17 protein-coding genes are annotated in these 18,880 nt (G+C 66.5%); 10 read left to right on the plus strand and 7 right to left on the minus strand.

Annotated features, from left to right (window positions below; all coding sequences use genetic code 11):
• Positions 1 to 104: 104 nt before the first annotated feature.
• Positions 105 to 1,250, minus strand: coding sequence for an acyl-CoA dehydrogenase family protein (locus tag AC3WJI_RS19555; RefSeq protein WP_492758971.1), 1,146 nt, complete (start codon positions 1,248 to 1,250; stop codon positions 105 to 107).
• A gap of 147 nt (positions 1,251 to 1,397) precedes the next feature.
• Between AC3WJI_RS19555 and AC3WJI_RS19560 the strand changes: the two genes are divergently transcribed.
• Together AC3WJI_RS19560 and AC3WJI_RS19565 are read left to right on the plus strand one after the other, a co-directional pair.
• Positions 1,398 to 2,825 carry an MFS transporter gene (locus tag AC3WJI_RS19560; RefSeq protein WP_492758972.1) on the plus strand — a complete coding sequence of 476 codons (1,428 nt, stop codon included), beginning with the start codon at positions 1,398 to 1,400 and terminating at the stop codon, positions 2,823 to 2,825.
• A gap of 24 nt (positions 2,826 to 2,849) precedes the next feature.
• Positions 2,850 to 3,020: an AbrB/MazE/SpoVT family DNA-binding domain-containing protein gene (locus AC3WJI_RS19565; RefSeq protein ID WP_492758973.1), complete on the plus strand. Its 171-nt coding sequence runs from the start codon at positions 2,850 to 2,852 to the stop codon at positions 3,018 to 3,020.
• Between the two features lie 371 nt (positions 3,021 to 3,391).
• On the opposite strand, the gene AC3WJI_RS19570 is transcribed toward AC3WJI_RS19565, so the two are convergent.
• Complete coding sequence (locus AC3WJI_RS19570; RefSeq protein ID WP_492758974.1) at positions 3,392 to 3,547, minus strand: hypothetical protein; 156 nt, start codon at positions 3,545 to 3,547, stop codon at positions 3,392 to 3,394.
• A gap of 14 nt (positions 3,548 to 3,561) precedes the next feature.
• The gene (gene aceA / locus AC3WJI_RS19575) at positions 3,562 to 4,845 is read right to left on the minus strand and encodes an isocitrate lyase (protein ID WP_492758975.1); all 1,284 of its coding nucleotides are present in this window, start codon (positions 4,843 to 4,845) and stop codon (positions 3,562 to 3,564) included.
• Between the two features lie 242 nt (positions 4,846 to 5,087).
• Between aceA and AC3WJI_RS19580 the strand changes: the two genes are divergently transcribed.
• From AC3WJI_RS19580 to AC3WJI_RS19595, 4 genes are all read left to right on the plus strand, one after another.
• On the plus strand, positions 5,088 to 6,467 hold the full coding sequence (locus AC3WJI_RS19580) for a helix-turn-helix domain-containing protein (RefSeq protein WP_492758976.1): 1,380 nt from the start codon (positions 5,088 to 5,090) through the stop codon (positions 6,465 to 6,467).
• Positions 6,468 to 6,634: 167 nt separating this feature from the next.
• Positions 6,635 to 7,045, plus strand: coding sequence for a DUF2147 domain-containing protein (locus tag AC3WJI_RS19585; RefSeq protein ID WP_492758977.1), 411 nt, complete (start codon positions 6,635 to 6,637; stop codon positions 7,043 to 7,045).
• 47 nt (positions 7,046 to 7,092) lie between these two features.
• Positions 7,093 to 8,394 (plus strand): OmpP1/FadL family transporter, encoded by a 1,302-nt coding sequence (locus AC3WJI_RS19590; RefSeq protein ID WP_492758978.1) that lies wholly within the window; start codon positions 7,093 to 7,095, stop codon positions 8,392 to 8,394.
• Between the two features lie 126 nt (positions 8,395 to 8,520).
• On the plus strand, positions 8,521 to 9,015 hold the full coding sequence (locus tag AC3WJI_RS19595) for a GAF domain-containing protein (RefSeq protein ID WP_492758979.1): 495 nt from the start codon (positions 8,521 to 8,523) through the stop codon (positions 9,013 to 9,015).
• Positions 9,016 to 9,270: 255 nt separating this feature from the next.
• Here the strand turns inward: AC3WJI_RS19595 and AC3WJI_RS19600 are convergent, their stop codons facing one another.
• A complete protein-coding gene (locus AC3WJI_RS19600; protein WP_492758980.1) occupies positions 9,271 to 9,675 on the minus strand; it encodes a rhodanese-like domain-containing protein in 405 nt (134 codons plus the stop codon).
• Positions 9,676 to 10,028: 353 nt separating this feature from the next.
• Here AC3WJI_RS19600 and AC3WJI_RS19605 point away from each other — a divergent pair, with 353 nt between their 5' ends.
• The 4 genes from AC3WJI_RS19605 (at position 10,029) to AC3WJI_RS19620 (ending at position 13,396) form a co-directional block, all read left to right on the plus strand.
• On the plus strand, positions 10,029 to 11,450 hold the full coding sequence (locus tag AC3WJI_RS19605; protein WP_492758981.1) for an amino acid permease: 1,422 nt from the start codon (positions 10,029 to 10,031) through the stop codon (positions 11,448 to 11,450).
• Positions 11,447 to 12,313 (plus strand): S-methyl-5'-thioadenosine phosphorylase, encoded by an 867-nt coding sequence (mtnP, locus tag AC3WJI_RS19610; protein ID WP_492758982.1) that lies wholly within the window; start codon positions 11,447 to 11,449, stop codon positions 12,311 to 12,313. Before AC3WJI_RS19605 ends, mtnP begins: the two co-directional genes overlap by 4 nt.
• An 86-nt stretch (positions 12,314 to 12,399) precedes the next feature.
• On the plus strand, positions 12,400 to 12,843 hold the full coding sequence (locus tag AC3WJI_RS19615; RefSeq protein ID WP_492758983.1) for a DUF6916 family protein: 444 nt from the start codon (positions 12,400 to 12,402) through the stop codon (positions 12,841 to 12,843).
• A gap of 55 nt (positions 12,844 to 12,898) precedes the next feature.
• Positions 12,899 to 13,396: an FKBP-type peptidyl-prolyl cis-trans isomerase gene (locus tag AC3WJI_RS19620; protein ID WP_492758984.1), complete on the plus strand. Its 498-nt coding sequence runs from the start codon at positions 12,899 to 12,901 to the stop codon at positions 13,394 to 13,396.
• Between the two features lie 9 nt (positions 13,397 to 13,405).
• Here the strand turns inward: AC3WJI_RS19620 and AC3WJI_RS19625 are convergent, their stop codons facing one another.
• From AC3WJI_RS19625 to acnA, 3 genes are all read right to left on the minus strand, one after another.
• Positions 13,406 to 14,845 (minus strand): S41 family peptidase, encoded by a 1,440-nt coding sequence (locus AC3WJI_RS19625; RefSeq protein WP_492758985.1) that lies wholly within the window; start codon positions 14,843 to 14,845, stop codon positions 13,406 to 13,408.
• Positions 14,846 to 15,702: 857 nt separating this feature from the next.
• Complete coding sequence (locus tag AC3WJI_RS19630; protein ID WP_492758986.1) at positions 15,703 to 15,948, minus strand: DUF6894 family protein; 246 nt, start codon at positions 15,946 to 15,948, stop codon at positions 15,703 to 15,705.
• A gap of 141 nt (positions 15,949 to 16,089) precedes the next feature.
• Positions 16,090 to 18,759: an aconitate hydratase AcnA gene (acnA, locus tag AC3WJI_RS19635; RefSeq protein ID WP_492758987.1), complete on the minus strand. Its 2,670-nt coding sequence runs from the start codon at positions 18,757 to 18,759 to the stop codon at positions 16,090 to 16,092.
• Between the last annotated feature and the right edge of the window lie 121 nt (positions 18,760 to 18,880).

Below are 18,880 nucleotides of genomic sequence, written 5' to 3' on the forward strand. Positions count from 1 at the left end.
CTCCCCTTCCGCTTGGGGGCGGGGTCGGGGGAGGGGATCAAAATCGGGCGGCGATGAGGAGGACAGCCCCTCCCCTAACCCCTCCCGCAAGCGGGAGGGGGAATTTACCCGCCGCGCTTCAGCGTCTCCCTTGCGATGATTAGCTGCTGGATCTGGCTGGTGCCTTCGTAGATCCGGAACAGCCGGACGTCGCGGTAGAGCCGTTCGATGCCGTAATCGGCGATATAGCCCGCGCCGCCGAAGATCTGCACCGCGCGATCGGCGACACGGCCGACCATCTCCGACGCGAAATATTTGGTTGCGGCGGCTTCCATCGTAGTGTTCTCGCCTGCGTCCTTCTTCGCCGCGGTCTCGAGCATCAGCGCGCGGGCGGCCATCGCTTCGGTTTTGGAGTCGGCGAGCATCGCCTGGATGAGCTGGTGCTCGGCGATCGGCTTGCCGAACTGCTTCCGGGTCGACGCATAGGCGACACAATCGGCAATGAGCCGCTCGGCGACGCCGATGCAGACCGCGGCGATGTGCAACCGACCGCGATCGAGCACCTGCATGGCGATCCTGAAGCCCTGGCCCTCCTCGCCGAGCCGGTTGGCGGCGGGGACGGGGGTGTCGTCGAACACCACGTCGGCGACCCTTGCCCCCTTCTGGCCCATTTTCTTCTCGGGCTCGCCGATGGACACGCCGGGCAGGTCGCGCGGCACCAGGAAGGCCGAGACGCCACGCCCGCCGGGTTCGTCGCCGGTGCGCGCCATCACGGTGAACAGCTGCGCCTTGTCGGCATTGGTGATGTAGCGCTTGGTGCCGGTGAGGCGATAGAAGTCGCCGTCGCGCACCGCGCGAGTCTGTACGGCGCCGCTGTCCGATCCGACGTCGGGCTCGGTCAGCGCGAAGCTGGTGACGATCTCGCCGCTGGCGATGCCCGGCAGCCATTCGGCCTTCTGTTCGGGGCTGCCGGCCATCACGAGCCCCTGCGAGCCGATTCCGACATTGGTGCCGAAGGCCGAGCGGAACGCCGGGGTGGTGCGGCCGAGTTCGATCGCGACCTTGCATTCCTCGAGCATCGTCAGCCCGAGCCCGCCATATTCCTCGGCGATCGACAGGCCGAACAGCCCGAGCCCCTTCATTTCCTCGACCAGGGCATCGGGGATCGCATCGGCTGCCTCGACCTCGGCTTCGAGCGGTCGCAGCCGCTCGCCGACGAAGCGGCGGATCGTCGCGATCAGCGTATCGAAGATCTCGGGGTCGAGCGCCATCGCAGCCGTTCCTGTTGTTCGAAGCCGCATGCTATAGCTGCGCGGGCGGATCGGGCAAGCCGTACCCGATCTTCCAATCGCCGCGATTGACGGCGCCCTCGCGCCACTTATGCTGCCAACCGGAGCGAGTGCGCGAGAGGATCGGCGATGGCGGCGAGCAAGGCCAATGCAGGCGCATCCGCGATCCCGCCGGTGCGCCGCGTGCGCCAGTCGACGATGCTCGCTTATGGGTTCGGCGCAGTCGCGTACGGCGTGAAGGACCTGTGCTTCTCGACCTTCCTGCTGCTGTTCTACAATCAGGTGCTGGGACTTCCTTCGGCGCAGGTCGGCTTCGCGATCATGTGCGCGCTGTTGCTCGACGCGTTCATCGATCCGGCGATCGGCTTTCTGTCGGACCGGACGCGCGGACGCTGGGGGCGGCGGCATCCCTGGATGTACGCCTCGGCCGCGCCGATCGCGCTCGGCTGGCTGCTGCTGTGGAACCCGCCGGCCTGGTCGCACGGCGCGATGCTGGTCTGGGTGTTCGCCAGCGCGGTACTCGTGCGGACCGCGGTCTCGGCATATGAAGTGCCGTCGCAGGCGCTGAGCCCCGAGCTCTCCGCCGACTATGACGAGCGGACGCGGATCATGGCGTATCGCTATCTGTTCGGCTGGGCCGGCGGGATGGCGATGCTGATGGCCTCGTACGGTTACTTCCTGGCCGACGGGCTGCTCGACCGGCGCGGCTATGTCGGTTTCGCGGCGGCGGGCGCGGCGGCGATGCTCGTCGCGATCCTCATCTCGGCGCTCGGCACGCACCGCGAGATCGCCCGGCTGCCGCGGCCCGAGATCGCGCGCCAGTCGCTCGCCGACAATTTCGCCGAGTTGCGCGAGAGCGTGCGCAACCGCGCCTTCCTCATCCTGATGGCGGCCGGGATCTGCTATTATGCCGCGCAGGGGATCAGCTATGCGCTGTCCAACTATCTCTACGCGCATGTCTGGGGGTTCAAGGGCGGCGACTTCCAGTGGCTCGGGCTGATCCTGCTGCTGGGCGTGGTCGGCGCGTTCCTGATCGCGCCGCGGGTCGCCCGGCGCACCGGCAAGCCGGTGGCGGCGATGGGGTTCATGCTCAGCGCTGCGATCCTGCTGACTCTGCCTTATTGGCTGCGGTTGGCGGGGCTGTTTCCGATGCCGGGCAATCCGCTGCTCGTGCCGCTTTTGCTGTCGATCTTCACCATAAACGCGACCTGCGCGGTCTCGTCGACGATCCTCGGTGCGTCGATGATGGCCGATGTCGTCGAGCATTCGGAAGTCGAGACCGGGCGGCGCTCCGAAGGGGTGTTCTTCGCCGGCGCGTTCTTCGTCCAGAAATGCACCAGCGGGCTGGGCATCTTCGTCGCCGGATCGATCCTCGCGATCGCCGGATTTCCCGAGGCGGCAAAGCCCGGGACGGTTCCGGTCGAGACGGTCGACCGGCTGACGATCCTGTTCGCCGCGCTGTATCTCGCGCTCGGCTTTGCCGCGGCGTTCTTCTATCGGCGTTTCCCGTTCGGCAAGGCCGAGCATCTGGCGCGGATCGAACGGCTCGCTGGCTGACGGTGAATATGCTATGGCCGGTGCATGGGCAGGCGGCTCAAGCTCATTGAGATAGGCGAGGAGGTCGGCATTGTGCTGCCCGACGATATACTCGCGCATCTGGGCCTTGAAATCGGCGATGCGCTCAGCGTGCGCGAGGTGCCTTGCGGAGTCGAGCTTGAACGCCTTGACGGCGCGGCCGAGAAGCAGATCTAGTCTGCTCGCGAGGTAATGGCACGCTACTCCTATGCCGTGCGAGATATCGGCAAGAGCTAAGATAATAAGCGGTTCAGTTCTCGCTATCGGAGCCATTATCCGAGTTTGATATCTTTCGGTAGAATCCGTTCCCCGGGGAAGGCCGGGGCCCAGTTGCAATGATGTTCGAGAGGAAAGTCTCCGCGCGCCTTGTGTGTCGCACCTGGGCCCCGGCCTTCGCCGGGGAACATGTTGCTTCAAACCGTCTGTGAAAAGCACGGGAAAGCTCTGCATTCGGGATTGCCCGCGCCGCTGGATCGCGGACAAGCGGAAATGCCCGCCGGAAGCTGAGCCTCCGGCGGACATCCTTTCCTCCCCAGGAAAGTCTCGTCTCAGCCGACGCGGCCGAGGCGGTGGTAGAGATTGGCGTATTTGGTCGATTCGGGCTGGTCCTTGACCTTCTCGAGATGGCTGCCGACCGCTTCGCGAAGCAGGCGGAAATCCTCGGTCGAGAAGACGGCGCGGCTGCGTTGGGGTTCTCCGGTCATCGTCGTGCCTCCTTTCAGGCAGCTTGCTGGTTGAACTGGGCGGTCTCGGTGCTCTCGGCGAGTGCGGTGGTCGAGCTCGCGCCGCCGGCCACGGCCTGGGCGACCGCGTCGAAATAGCCGGTGCCGACTTCGCGCTGGTGGCGCGTCGCGGTGTAGCCGTTGGCCTCGGCGGCGAACTCGGCCTGCTGGAGCTCGGAATAGGCGGCCATGCCGCGATCGCGATAGCCGCGGGCGAGCTCGAACATGCCGTAATTGAGCTGGTGGAAGCCCGCCAAAGTGACGAACTGGAACTTGTAGCCCATGGCGCCGAGCTCGCGCTGGAAGCGGGCGATGTCGGCCTGGTCGAGATTCTTCTCCCAGTTGAAGCTCGGCGAGCAATTATACGCCAGCATCTTGTTCGGGTGGTCGCGCCGGATCGCCTCTGCAAAGCGGCGGGCGTCGGCGAGATTGGGCTTGCTCGTCTCCCACCAGAGCAGGTCTGCGTGCGCAGCGAAGGCGAGGCCGCGCTTGATGCAGTGATCGACGCCGGTGCCCTCCTTCAGCCGGAAGAACCCTTCGGCGGTGCGCTCGCCGGTGAGGAATTCGTGGTCGCGTTCGTCGACGTCCGAAGTGATCAGCTTTGCGCTCTCGGCGTCGGTGCGCGCGCAGATCACGGTGGGGACGCCGCAGACGTCGGCGGCGAGGCGGGCGCTGTCGAGGTTGCGGATGTGCGCCTGGGTTGGGATCAGCACCTTGCCGCCGAGATGGCCGCACTTCTTCTCGCTGGCGAGCTGGTCCTCGTAATGCACCCCCGCGGCGCCGGCGGCGATGTACGCTTTCGTGATCTCGAAGCAGTTGAGCGGCCCGCCGAACCCGGCCTCGGCATCGGCGACGATCGGGGCGAACCAGTCGCGGGTGGCGCCGCCTTCCATATGCTCGATCTGGTCGGCGCGCTGGAGCGTAGCGTTGATCTTCCGGGCCAGTTCGGGGCCGGCATTTGCCGGGTAGAGCGACTGGTCGGGGTACATCTGTCCGGCGGTGTTGGCGTCGGCGGCGACCTGCCAGCCCGACAAATAGATCGCCTTCAAGCCGGCGCGCACCATCTGCATCGCCTGATTGCCCGAGAGCGCGCCGAGCGCGTGGACGTAGTCCTCGCTCCTGAGCAGCTCCCACAGCTTGAGCGCGCCGCGGCGGGCGATCGTATGCTCGACCGGCAGCGAGCCGCGGAGTTTGGCCACGTCCTCGGCCGAATAGGGACGGACGATACCGTCGAAGCGGCCGGCAGGGGCGGGGACGAGATCTTCGAACGGCAGGGGCATTGTGATTTCCTTGACAAGAGAGGCGTTCTTGTCTCGGTAAGTTGCGGAAGTTACGGGCTGCGAACAGGGTTTTGTGGGGCTATTCGGGGTCGTAGTGTACGACGCGCCGAAGGCGCTTGTGAAAATCTGTAAATAATTTACAGTTCTCGTTCTCGGCATTTCCCTACGCTCGGCTCGGTGAAAGGGCGCCCTTAGACAAGCTGAGCGATGAGAACGTATCATGAACACGGACGTGTAGGAAAGTGGCGGACCGGAAAATCTTCGCAGGGCACGCGGTGCGGCGGCTGCGGCGGCAAATGGGGATCGCGCAGGTCGCGATGGCCGAGGGTCTCGGCGTCTCGCCGAGCTACCTCAACCTCATCGAGCGCAACCAGCGCCCATTGACCGCGGGGCTGCTGCTCCGGCTCGCCGAAGCGTACGACTTCGACCCGCGCACGCTCAGTGCGAACGAGCCCGGTGGCGGTGCCGATGCGATACGTCGGCGGCTCGCCGACCCGCTGTTCGCCGATCTCGAGATCGACCGGCACCAGATGGAGGAATGGCTGGCGGGCGCGCCGAGCGGTGCCGAGGCGTTCGCGAGAGCCTATGACCGGCTCGGCGGCGGCACGGCCGGGGCGGGCGAGCCCGAGGATGCGGGGCGGCGGGTGCGTCGCGAGATCGAGCGCTGGCGCAACCATTTCGCCGACCTCGATACCGCCGCCGAGGCGCTGGCCGACGAATTGCGGATCGCCGCGGGCGACCTGTACGGTGCGATGGCCGAGCGGCTGCGGGTCAAGCACCAGCTCGCGGTGCGCATCCTGCCCGCCGACGTGATGCCCGATCGGATGAAGCGGCTCGATCTGCACGCGCGGCAGATCCAGCTTTCCGAAATGCTCGACGCCTCGGCGCGCAGCTTCGCATTGGCCGAGCGGCTTGCCGAGGAGGCGCGGGCGGAGATCGACGCGCTGGTGAAGGGTGCCGGGCTCGATCGCGTGGCGGAACGCCTGTATCGGCGCCACCTCACCAGCTATTTCGCCGCGGCGGTGATGATGCCCTATGCCCGGTTCCTGCGCGCGTGCGAGGCGAGCGGCTATGATCTCGAGCTGCTCCAGCGGCGCTTCGGCGCGAGCTTCAGCCAGGTCGCGCACCGGCTGACGACGCTGCAGCGGGTCGGCGCGCGCGGGCTGCCCTTCTTCCTGCTGCGAGTCGATCGCGCCGGGCAGGTGTCGAAGCGCTATGCCGGGGCGAGTGCGTCGCCGCTGGTCGAGGGCCCCGGCCTGTGTCCGCTGTGGAATATTTTTGACGCGTTCGCGCGCGATGATCTGGTCAGCCAATTGGTCGAGACCGAGGACGGCAGCCGCTGGTTCACGCTGGCGCGGGCGATCCAGCCGCAGGGCGCGCGCGTGGCGAGCGTGCCCGCGCGGTTCTCGATCGGGGTGGGGCTCGCCGCGGGCGAGGCACGCACGCTTGCCGTAGCGGCGGGGCGCGATCTGACGGCGCGCGCCGTGCCGATCGGGCTTGGCTGCCGGGCGTGCACGCGGCCCGATTGCCCGCAGCGTTCGGCCCCGCCGGCGGGCCGCGCGGCGCTGGTTTCAAGCGAGCGCGAGAGCGGGTTGACACCATTCGGCTTCGCCCCCGACTAACCTGCGCCGACATACCGCGGACGCAAATGGACATATTTCGGTCGCGTTGCTTTGGAACCAGCGCGCTTCCTCGCGGTTGCGTGCTTTGCGCGCGTGCCGTCGGGTCGCTGCCATGTGCCGCTGCCGGTCGCACGTGCGATACGGCAGGGCGTGTCGAGAGGATGCTTATGTTGCTTACCCTGATTGGACTGACAATCGCGGCGGCCAGCCCGCAAGCGGCAGATGCGGCGGTGGGCCGCTGGAAGACCGAGACGCGTGGCGGGATCGTCGAGATCCAGCGCTGCGGCGCCTCGATCTGCGGGCGGCTGGTGACTTCGGACAATCTGCGCACCAACCCGAATCTGAAAGATACCAAGAATTCGAATGCGGCCTTGCGAGGCCGGCCGCTGCGCGGGCTGACGATCCTCAGCGGCTTCACTCAGAGCGGCAATTATTGGAGCGGCGGCAAGATCTACAATGCCGAGGACGGCAAGACCTATGGCTCGGACGTGACCCCGGTGGGCGCCGACCAGCTCAAGGTTCGCGGCTGCGTGTTCAAGCCGTTCTGCAAGACCCAGACCTGGACCCGCATCCGCTGAGGCGGACGCCCGTTGCTTTCGTAATCGCGTACTAAGGACTGAACAGAATGTCGTATCTCAAGCTTTCGCTCGCCACCGCAACCGCATTGGCCGGCTCGATCGGTTTCGCCGCCTCGGCCAACGCCCAGGCCTTTTACCTCCAGGAGCAGTCGGCGCGCGCTGCGGGCCGCGCCTTTTCGGGCGAAGTCGCCGATACCGGCGCGGCGTCGCTCTGGTGGAACCCGGCGTCGATCGCCGGCGCCACGCAGGGAGAGGCGACGATCAGCGCCTCGCTGATCCTGCCGCGCGGCAACGTGAACAATACCGGCACACTGATCCGCCGCCCGGGCGGCACCTTCGCGCCGGTCGGCGGCGACGCGACCACGCGCAACCCGATCGACAACGGCGTGCTGCCCTCGGGCGCGATCGCGATCCCGCTCGGCGACCGCGTCGCGGTGGGCCTTGCCGTGACCTCGCCGTACAGCTTCACCACCGATTATCCCGAGACGAGCTGGGCCCGCTACAGCGCGCTCAAGACCCGGCTGCGCACCGTCGACATCCAGCCGAGCCTCGCCGTGGCGGTGACCGACTGGCTGCGCGTCGGCGCCGGCGCCAATGTCGAATATACCGACGCCAGCCTCGCCAACGCGCTGCCCAACGTCTCGGCGGCTTTGCCCGACGGGCGGCAGGAATTGAAGGGCGACGGCTGGGATCTCGGCTGGACCGCGGGCTTCCAGATGCACAATGACGACGTCACGATCGGCATGAGCTACAAGTCGGCGATCAAGCACAATCTCAAGGGCGACCTCGAGGTCAGCGGGCTCGTCGGTCCGCTCGCAGGGTCGAACCGGTCGCTGTCGGACATCACCGCCAATTTCTACACCCCGGCACAGGTCATCGTCGGCGGGCGCTGGCGCCTCGGCGACCGCTTCACGCTCAACGGCCAGGCGGTGCATTACCAGTGGAGCAAGTTCGACGCGATCCGTCTCGGCGCGCCGGTCAACCAGGCGATTCCGGAGAATTACCGCGACACCTGGAGCCTCGCCGGCGGCTTCGATTTCGCCGCGTCGGACAAGCTGACGGTGCGCGCGGGCGTGCAGCGCACCCAGACCCCGACCCGCGACGGCGAGCGCGATGCGCGCGTCCCCGATTCGGATCGCTGGAATTACGGCCTCGGCGCGTCGTACGACCTGACCCCGGCCTTCACGATCGACGCCGGCGCGAACTATGTCGACTTCGAGGATACCACGATCGACCGGGTCACCGCGGCCTATGCCGGCACCGCGGCACAGACGCCGATCCTGACCTCGGGCACGCTCACCGATGCGCGCGCGTTCGTGTTCTCGCTCGGCGGGCGTTTCCGCTTCTGATCGCCGGCCCGCCGCCGCGTGGCGTGCGGCGGCGGGCACGGGGACGTGCGGAGCGTCGGTGTTACCTTGGCTTAGGGATTTTGCGGCTAGAACGACACTCAAACCAGATTAGCGAGGCTTTTCCGCGTGTTGTCCTTCCTTCGGCCTGCCAAACCCGAGAATGAAGCCGAGCGGCAGGCGGCGGTCGACCGCTATGGCGTCGCCAAGAAGCGCTCGCGCGTAGCCGACGCGCTGGTCGCCGATGCGGCGAAACTGTTCGATACCAAGTTCGGCATCGCGACGATCATCGATCGCGAGAAGATGATCGTCACCGCGCGCTATCGCAGCGACATGGAAGAGATCGACCGCGCGATTTCGTTTTGCGGGCATGCGATCCTCAATCCGCACAACGTGATGGTGATCTTCAACGCCAGCATCGACCGGCGTTTCGCGGGCAATCCACTGGTGCGCGGCAGCCCGAACATCGCTTTCTATGTCGGCGCTCCGCTGATCGCGCCGTGCGGGCAGGTGTTGGGGGCGCTCTGCGCGATCGACAATCTGCCGCGCGCGCAATTGTTGCCCGAGGCGCGCAGCGAGCTCCAGCGGCTTGCGGGTAAGGTCACCGAAGAGCTGCTCGCTTAGAGCTGCACTGTTCCCCGGCGAAGGCCGGGGTCCAGATGCGAGTGCTGTCGAGGGCAGGATCATCCATCCACGACTCCGAGACTGGGCCCCCGCCGGGGAACAAGGTGGGTATATCGGCCTTCGGTTATCCTCTCCCGCCAGGGGAAGGTGACATGCGCAGCATGACGGTCGCCTTCGGCGCCACCTCCCCCTGGCGGGGGAGGATGAGTGTCCGCATCGAGTTCGTAGTGCTCCTGCGAAAGCAGGAGCCCAGGGTTACGCGCCGTCACGCTTTTGGCTCTGGGCTCCTGCTTTCGCAGGAGCACTGAAAACCCAACCGACCGCCGGATCGTCGAAGTCGACCACGTCGCGCAGCTCCCAGACATTGGGATAGCCATAGCCGACCAGGTTGATGAACGTCTGGATGTTGAGCGCCAGCGCGGGCTTTTTGAGCATCACCGGGGCGCGATGGTTGACGAAATTGTTGTTGCAGTAGATCAGGATCGCGCGGTCGCGGTCCGGACCGATCGCCGTGGCCAGCGCCTCGGCGGTGAAGTCGGTGAGCGGCAAATTGACCGCGCCGGCGATGTGCCCTGCGGCGAACTTGTCCGCCGAGCGCGCGTCGAGGATCAGCGCACCCTTCTCCGCCGCCTTTGCCTGGAATGCCGCGAGGCCGAGCAATCGCTGCGTGCGGCGGGCACGGACCTCGCCGGTCAGCGTGGCGAACCGGCATAGTCGATCTGCGGATTGGGCGCGGGGTCGTCCGGGACGGCGAACAGCAAGGCAAGGGCGGGGAGCAGCATCCGGACACTCCTTCGATCGGAGGCGTGAGGGTCGCAGGGGGAGACTGCACGAACGCTGAACCATTCGAGTTTCGGCTCCCCGGCGAAAGCCGGGGCCGCGTTGCCATGGAGGTCGAGAGGACAGGAGCAACGCGCCGGGTTCGCCGAAGCTGAGCCCCGGCCTTCGCCGGGGAATAGTTGTGTGACGCGGGTGAGACGCTATCACCGCGGACAGAGAAGGGGAGAGATGTCATGGCCAGCCTGTTTCGCCGCAAGGCGATCGTCGCCGATGCGGATCGGCCCGCTGGGCATCGGCTGGCACGGACCTTGTCGTGGCCGCATCTCGTCGCGCTGGGCGTCGGGGCGATCGTGGGGACGGGGATCCTGACCTTGATCGGGGTCGGCGCCGACCGCGCCGGGCCGGCGGTGATCCTGTCGTTCGTCGTCGCCGGCGCGATCTGCGCCTGCGCGGCGCTGGCTTATGCCGAGATGGCGACGATGATTCCGGCGTCGGGCAGCGCGTACACCTACAGCTATGTTGTGCTCGGCGAAGTGATCGCCTGGGTGGTCGGGTGGAGCCTGCTCGCCGAATATACGTTGGTGGTGGGGACGGTGGCGGTCGGCTGGTCGGGCTATGCGACGCCGTTCCTGCTTGCCGTTGGCGTGCCGGCCGAACTCACGCACGGCCCGCTGATGCACGGCTGGCAGGTTGCGGAATGGGGCGTCAACGTACCGGCCTTGTTCGTGGTGTGGCTGGTCGCGGGGCTGCTGATCCTCGGCACGCGCGAGAGCGCGACGCTCAATGCGGTGCTGGTGGTGATCAAGTTGATCGCGCTCGCGGTGTTCGTCGCAGTGGCCTTGCCCTATTTCGACGCGGCCAATCTCGAGCCGTTCGCACCGTTCGGCTTCTCCAAGCATGTCAGCGGCGACGGCGTCGAGCGCGGGGTGATGGCGGCGGCGGCGATCATCTTCTTCGCCTTTTACGGCTTCGACGCGATCTCGACCGCGGCGGAGGAGGCGAAGAATCCGAGCCGCGACCTCGCGATCGGCATCGTCGGATCGATGGTGGCGTGCGTCGCGATCTACATGATCGTCGCGGTCGCGGCGGTGGGGGCGCTGCATTATACGCGCTTCGCCGACAGCCCCGAGCCGCTCGCGCTGATCCTGCGCGGTCTGCACCAGCCGGGCGCGGCGGCGTTCCTCGCAGGAAGCGCGATCATCGCGCTGCCGACGGTGATCCTCGCCTTCCTGTTCGGGCAGAGCCGGATTTTCTTCGTGATGGCGCGCGACCGGATGCTGCCGGAGAGCCTGGCGACGGTTTCGCGGCGCGGCTCACCGGTGCGGATCACGATCTTCACCGCCTGCGTGGTGAGCTTCTTCGCGGCGTTCTTCCCGATCGACCAGATCGCGGCCCTGGCGAATGCGGGGACGCTGACCGCCTTCGCCGCGGTCGGCATTTGCATGCTGGTGATGCGGCGGCGCGCGCCGGACGCGGTGCGGCCGTTCCGCACCCCGGCGGCGTGGCTGGTCGGGCTGGGGGCGGCGCTCGGCTGTCTCTATCTTTTCACAAGCCTGCCGCATCAGACGCAATTGCTGTTCGGCGCATGGAATTTGATCGGGCTCCTGCTCTATTTCGGCTGGGCGCGGCGCAACGTGGACAAGGGAACGCAATGAGCGGCTGGACGATCGGGATCATCGGCGGATCGGGACTGTACGACGTCGAGGGAGTCGAGGGCGGCGAATGGGTCGAGACGGCGAGCCCCTGGGGGCAGCCCTCGGACGCGTGCTTCGTCGGCCAGGTCGGACATGCGCGGGTGGTGTTCCTGCCGCGGCACGGGCGCGGGCACCGGATCAGCCCATCGGAGCTCAACGCGCGGGCGAATATCGACGTGCTCAAGCGGCTCGGGGTGACCGACGTGCTGGCGGTGTCGTCGGTCGGCAGCCTGGTCGAGGACCGGCCGCCGGGAAGCTTCACGATCGCCGACCAATTCATCGACCGGACCAAGGGGCGCCCGTCGAGCTTTTTCGGAACGGGGATGGTCGCGCATGTCTCGATGGCCGATCCGGTATGCCCGCGGCTGTCGGCGCTGGCGCGCGACGCGGCGGTTGCGGCGGGTGCGCAGGTGGATGACGGCGGGACCTACCTGGCGATGGAAGGGCCGCAATTCTCGACACGGGCGGAGAGCCATCTCTACCGCAGCTGGGGCTGCCACATCATCGGGATGACCGGGATGCCCGAGGCCAAGCTCGCCCGCGAGGCCGAACTGCCCTACGCGCTCGTCGGGATGGTCACCGATTATGATTGCTGGCGCGAGGGCGAGGAAGCGGTCGACGTCGCGCAGGTGATCGCGCAGCTTTCGGCCAATGCCGCCAAGGCGCGGGCGATGGTGATGCACCTGCTGCGTGCGCTGCCCGAGGAACGTGCGGCCTCGCCGATCGACACCTGCCTCGACGTCGCACTGATCACCGCCCCCTCGGCGCGCGATCCCGAGGTGCTGGCGAGGCTCGACGCCGTGGCGGGGCGGGCGCTGGGCTAGCCGTCCAAGACCGGACACATCCGTCATGGATATGTTTCTGGCGGGCCGCCGCCCCTCGGCCTAAGGCCTCCCCACGGGAGGCACTAATGAAAAACACAGGTCGTACTTCCCGGCGCGCGTTCGTGCTGGGTGGAAGTGCCGCTGCCGCGTGCGTCGGGCCGTTGGCGGTCGCACAACTGGCGCGGGCGCCGCTGCCATCTTTCAAGAATCTCGTCGCGCCGCGGGCCGCGCCGAGCGAAGTGGCGCAGTGGGAGGCGCTTGTCGGCAAGAGTTTCCTGATCGGCGGCGAAGCCGGCAAGGCCGTTGCGCGGCTGGTGATGGTCGAACGGCCGTCGATCGATCCGAAGCGCCCGGCGGGGCTGGCGCGGTTCCAGCCTTTCACCGTGTGGTTCGAGATGGAAGCGCGGGTCGCACCCATGGGGCAGCGGACCTACAAGGTCGCGCATCCGGTTCAGGGCATGATCGACCTTTTCCTCGCCCGCGGCGCGGACAAGCGTGGTAAGGCGCTCGTCTACGCGCTGTTCAACTGAGCCTCCTCCACGCTATGGCGCTGTCCGATAACGTTTCGAGACAGGAGTGACTGGATTGAAGAACGCGAAATTCGTCGGGCTCGGCCTCGCGGTGGTGCTGGCTGGTACGGCGGCGGTGGCCGTGGCGATGCAATCCAGCGGTCAGGACCATTCGCAGGACGCCGCCTGGCACAACCAGCAGATGCTGGCGCTGGCAAAGCTCAAGGCGAGCGACGGCTGGCAGACGCTGCCGGGCAATCTGCACTGGCGGCGGATCAAGGGCGACGGCACCGGCAAGCACCCGACCGTGCAGGACGTGGTCAAGATCCATTATGCCGGCACTCTGGTCGACGGCACCGAGTTCGACAGCTCGTACAGCCGCGGCGAGCCCGCGACCTTCCCTCTGGGCGCGCTGATCCCGGCATGGCAGATGGCGGTACCGATGATGGGCGTGGGCGACACGATCGAGATCGCGACGCCGTCGGACCTGGCCTACGGGCCCGAGAGCAAGGGGCCGATCCCGGGCGGTGCGACCTTGCTGTTCAAGATCGAATTGCTGGGGATCGGGGAATAGTAAGCGGCCTCAGCCGCGGCGAAGCGCCGCCACGGCACGATCGAGGACCACGTCGCGTCCTGCGGCGATGTCGGCGGCGCCAGGGGCAACGACGATGTCAGGCAGCAGGCCCGCGTCCGGCTGCGGCGTTGTCGGGAAATAGCCGACCAGCGGCAGGTCAAATTCGAGTCCGCTGGCGGGCAGGCGCACGAAGAAGAAGCAGCCGCCATTGATCCCGCGCCGGTTGCCTCCCGTTGCCCCGCCGATCAGCCGCCCCTTGCCGATCGCCCGGATGTTCTGCGCGAAGTGGAAGGTCGCCGAGCTGTTTACCGCCGAAGTGAGCACCGCGACCGGCACCGTCAGGCGCCTGGCCGCTGGCTCGATGGCAAGGACTTCGTCCCCGCCCGGGCGCAGGAAGAAGCCGTTGGCTAGCGGCTTAGCGCCCACTCCGAGCGTGCGGAAACTGTCGTCCCAAGTGTCGAGATAGGGGTCGAGCGACGCGGGCGTGCGCTGGAAGCGCAGCCGCTGTTCGATGCGGGGCGGGACGTAGCGGTGGTCGATCATCCGCGCGAGAATGGGATCGCCGCAATCCAGGCCGCCTTCGTTCTGGCGAAGGTCGACGATCAGGCCCTTGGCGCCAGAGAGGCGGTCCAGCCGCTCGTCCAGCCAGGCGCGCCAGTTCCATTTGCTGTCGAACAGCGCCCAGTTGGGCATCGTCAGCAACGCGATGTCGCCGGGCAGCATCGACCAGGTCCAGGCCGGCGCGTCGTCCTGCACCTCAGGCACAGTCCGTTGTGCCTGGCGTTGCTGGAGGTCGATCGCCGCCACCTCGACGACCCGCTCGCCGCCGCCGGGCGCACGCACCGACAGGCGGTGGATGCCGTTCGGGGGCGGCGCAAGAAGGCCCTGGAAGACATCGAACGTCTCGATGCGTTCGTCGCCGCGCACCTCGAGCAGCGACACGCGCTTGGCGTCGTTGTGCCCGTCGGCCCGGACATAGGGCATCAACAGCGCGAGAAGCGCCGCGGCGTCCCGATCGCCGATGCGAAGCACCTGCGTGCCCGGAGCGAGCGTGCCCGACGGGTCATCGGTGACGACCATCGCTCCGCCGAGCCAGCGGAAGTGGAAAGGCAGGCGGGTAGGTCGATCGAAGAGGCCGGCAGCGATGACCTTCTTCTGATTGAAGAAGTTCGCGTAGCTATGGCCGCAGCGCAAGGTCGCGAGAAAGCCGGAGAGCAGAAGGTAGCGTGTCTCGATGCGGTCCGCTGTTGCGAAACTGACGGAAAGCGCCTGCAGAGCGGCATCCACCTGCCGCGGACTGGAGTAGCGATAGGCGCCGGCATGGAGCCTCAACGCAGTGCGCAGGATTTCGATATCGCCGACGAGATCGGCCGGGCGCGCACGGGCGGACGCAATGCCCAAGCCGGCCGCGGCCGCCGCTCCGGCTTTCAATAGCGCACGACGATCCATGATGCCCCGCACTTGCTGCCTGGGTTGGTTTTACAATGCTGTCAACGAAGCGCGTTATAGGTGCAGTGCGTATCAAGCAGAGCGGCAGGGAGCACCCCGAAGTCATTCATTCTGTCTGGCCTGCCGCTGCCCAAATTCCGCGTTGATTTGAGAAATTCGTCGGACGTCGTCGGAATCGCCGTCGCCGCGTCAGCCCGAACGCGCCGACCCGGTTTAGCTCGATGTTTATCCGCCGATGGGCGTCGGGTAGCAGCGCCCGTAACACGGTATGGCCAGGCCTTCGTAATAGACCCAGACTCGGCCTTCGCGGTCGTTCTCTGTCGGAGGAGGGCAGTAAAGTTGTGCGATTTCGGAGTCAAAGCATTCCACTGCGCTGCTATAACCTAGAGAGGTATAGCTTTCGACGCACCTAACGGCGACATTGTGACAAGCAGGCGATGGTTGCAGCCCATCTTGAGCGCTGGCTGCGTTAGCGAACGCAAAGATACTTGTGCAAAAAAACGCGAGTTTTCTTCCGACGCCAGTCATAGCTCGTCTCCATTTTTTTGGTAATGGCATCGTGTTGCCGGAGCCTACGCTTGTCAACAGCGGACCGCTAGTCAGCCAAATTCATAGGGCTGGTTAGTGGAAAAACGGGTATGGACTGCCAAGGTGATATTACAAAGTGGCTGCCTACCAGTGACGCGATCCGCCAGAACGATCTTGCATCTGCTGGGAGCTAATGGCCAGCTGCTCTCAACGCTGGCAAATCAACGAACCTGCGTCACTTGAGAGTTCCGGCTGATGGTCTGAAAATTTATCGATGTCGCGTGTTCGGGGCCCAAGACGTACCGGCAGACTGCGGGCAGGATCAAGCCTCAGCGCTTGGCCTTCAACGCCGCCGCCTCGCGGGCGTAGGAGCCGATCGTCAGCAGGATCAGGCCGTCCGCGTCGCCGATGTCGACACGCCATTCTTGCAGGGCCCAGGCAGGGTCGTCGTAGCGGATCAGCTCGGACAGCATCTGAAACGCGCGCGCCGCTGCCTCGCGTAGGCTGGCATGATCTTCCGTCAGCGTCTCCGCGACGGTCTCGCCATCGTACATGCTGAAGGTGAATCGCGGCATTTGGTGCTCCCGCATCTTCCGGCCAGACCGCTGCGCCCGGAGCGATAGAGCGCGCGGAACGGTGCTGCGGTTCCGGATCGACCAGGCAGCAAAAAGGCCGCGGCGGTATGCCCCGCCGCGGCCATCTTGTTTGTCCGGACCTTATGCCGCGAGGTTGCGCAGCACGTACTGCAGGATGCCGCCGTGCAGGAAATATTCCAGCTCGTTGACGGTGTCGATCCGGCAGCGGGTCTGGAAGGTCTCGGTCTTGCCGTCCTTGCGGGTGAGCGTGACCTGGACTTCCTGGCGCGGGCGCAGGCCGGCAACGCCGGTGATCGTGAAGGTCTCCGAACCGTCGAGGCGCAGCGTCTGGCGCGTCACGCCTTCGGCGAACTGGAGCGGGAGCACGCCCATGCCGACCAGGTTCGAGCGGTGGATGCGCTCGAAGCTCTCGGTGATCACGGCGCGGACGCCGAGCAGGTTGGTGCCCTTGGCCGCCCAGTCGCGCGACGAGCCGGTGCCGTATTCCTTGCCCGCGACGACGACCAGCGGCGTGCCGTCGGCCTTGTGGCGCATCGCCGCGTCGTAGATCGGCATGACCTGGTCGTGATATTTGGTCATGCCGCCCTCGATGCCGGGGACCATCTCGTTCTTGATGCGGATGTTGGCGAAGGTGCCGCGCACCATGATCTCGTCATTGCCGCGGCGCGCGCCGTAGCTGTTGAAGTCCTTGCGCGCGACCTGGTGCTCCTGGAGGAACTTGCCCGCCGGGCTGTCCGCCTTGATCGAGCCCGCCGGCGAGATGTGGTCGGTGGTGATCGAATCGCCGAGGATCGCGAGCGGCTTGGCGTCGATGATGTCCTGCACCGGGGCGGGGGTCATCGTCATGCCTTCGAAATAAGGCGGGTTGTGGATATAGGTCGACGCGGTCGGCCAGCGATAGGTGTCCGATCCGGTGATGCTGATGCCCTGCCAGTGGCTGTCGCCGAGATAGACGTTGCCGTAGCGCGACCGGAACATCTGGTCGTCGATGCTCGAATTGATCAGGCCCTGGACCTCTTCGTTCGAAGGCCAGATGTCCTTGAGGAAGACCGGGCCGTTGGTGCCCTCGCCGATCGGCGTTTCGTACATATCCTCGGTCACCGTGCCCTTGAGGGCGTACGCTACGACCAGCGGGGGCGAGGCGAGGAAGTTGGCGCGGACGTCGGGCGAGACGCGGCCTTCGAAGTTGCGGTTGCCCGACAGCACCGAGGCGGCGACGATGTCGTTGCCGTTGATCGCGGCGCTGATCGGCTCGGCGAGCGGGCCCGAATTGCCGATGCAGGTGGTGCAGCCATAGCCGACCAGGTTGAACCCGATCGCGTCGAGATCCTCGCTGAGGCCGGCCTTGTTGAGATAATCGGTGACCACCTGGCTGCCGGGGGCGAGGCTGGTCTTGACCCAAGGCTTGCGCGTCAGGCCGAGCGCGCGCGCCTTGCGGGCGACGAGGCCCGCGGCGATCAGCACCGAGGGGTTCGAGGTGTTGGTGCAGCTGGTGATCGCGGCGATCACCACGTCGCCGTCGCCGATGTCATGCGCGGCGCCCTCGACCGCGGTGCGCTCGGGCCGGTCCTTGTGGTAGACCTTCTGCAAATCGGCGTTGAACACTTCGTCGACCGCGTCGAGGCTGACCCGGTCCTGCGGACGCTTGGGGCCGGCGAGCGACGGGCGGACGCAGTCCATGTCGAGCTCGAGGCTGTCGGTGAAGATCGGCTCGGGGCTGTCGGCCGAATGCCACATGCCCTGTGCCTTGGCATAGGCCTCGACCAGCGCGATCGTCTCGTCGGGGCGCCCGGTGAGGCGCATGTAATCCATGGTCTTCTCGTCGATCGGGAAGAAGCCGCAGGTCGCGCCATATTCGGGCGCCATGTTGGCGATGGTCGCGCGGTCGGCGAGCGTCATCGAATGGAGGCCCGGGCCGTAGAATTCGACGAAGCGGCCGACCACGCCCTTGGCGCGCAGCATCTGGGTGACGGTGAGCACCAGGTCGGTGGCGGTGATGCCTTCCTGCAACGCGCCGGTCAGCTTGAAGCCGACGACTTCGGGGATCAGCATCGAGACGGGCTGGCCGAGCATCGCGGCCTCGGCCTCGATCCCGCCGACGCCCCAGCCGAGCACGCCGAGGCCGTTGACCATCGTGGTGTGGCTGTCGGTGCCGACCAGCGTGTCGGGATAGGCGATCATCGCGCCGTCGGTCGCGGCCGACGACCAAATCGACTGGGCGATATATTCGAGATTGACCTGGTGGCAGATGCCGGTGCCGGGGGGAACGACCTTGAAATTGTCGAGCGCCTTCGAGCCCCATTTGAGGAATTCGTAGCGCTCGTTGTTGCGCTCATACTCGATCTCGACGTTCGCCTCGAACGCCTTGGGGCTGCCGAACTCGTCGACCATCACCGAGTGATCGATGACCAAGTGAACGGGGACCTGGGGGTTGATCTTGGCCGCGTCGCCGCCGAGCTTGGTGATCGCGTCGCGCATCGCCGCGAGGTCGACCACGCAGGGCACGCCGGTGAAGTCCTGCATCAGCACGCGCGCCGGGCGATACTGGATCTCGCGGTTCGAGCGGGCGTCCTTCTGCCAGTCGACGATCGCCTGAGCGTCGTCCCTGGTGACGGTCTTGCCGTCCTCGAAGCGCAGCATGTTCTCGAGCAGCACCTTCATCGAGAAGGGCAGGCGGCTGATGTCGCCGAGCTTCTTCGCCGCCTTGGGGAGCGAATAATAGCTGTAGGTGGCGCTGCCGACGGTGAGCGTGTCGCGGGTGCCGAGCGTATCGTTGCCGATGGCGGTCATGGGGCGCGGGGTCCTTTCAAATGTCCGGCCCGGGGCGCTCGGGGGACGCTATCCTCTTTATAGGACCGCGCGGGCGCGCCGGATTGTGCTGCGAATGCGAGATTCGAGGGCGGCCTTAGCA

The organism is Sphingomonas sp. FW306-1B-B10E, assembly GCF_058782005.1.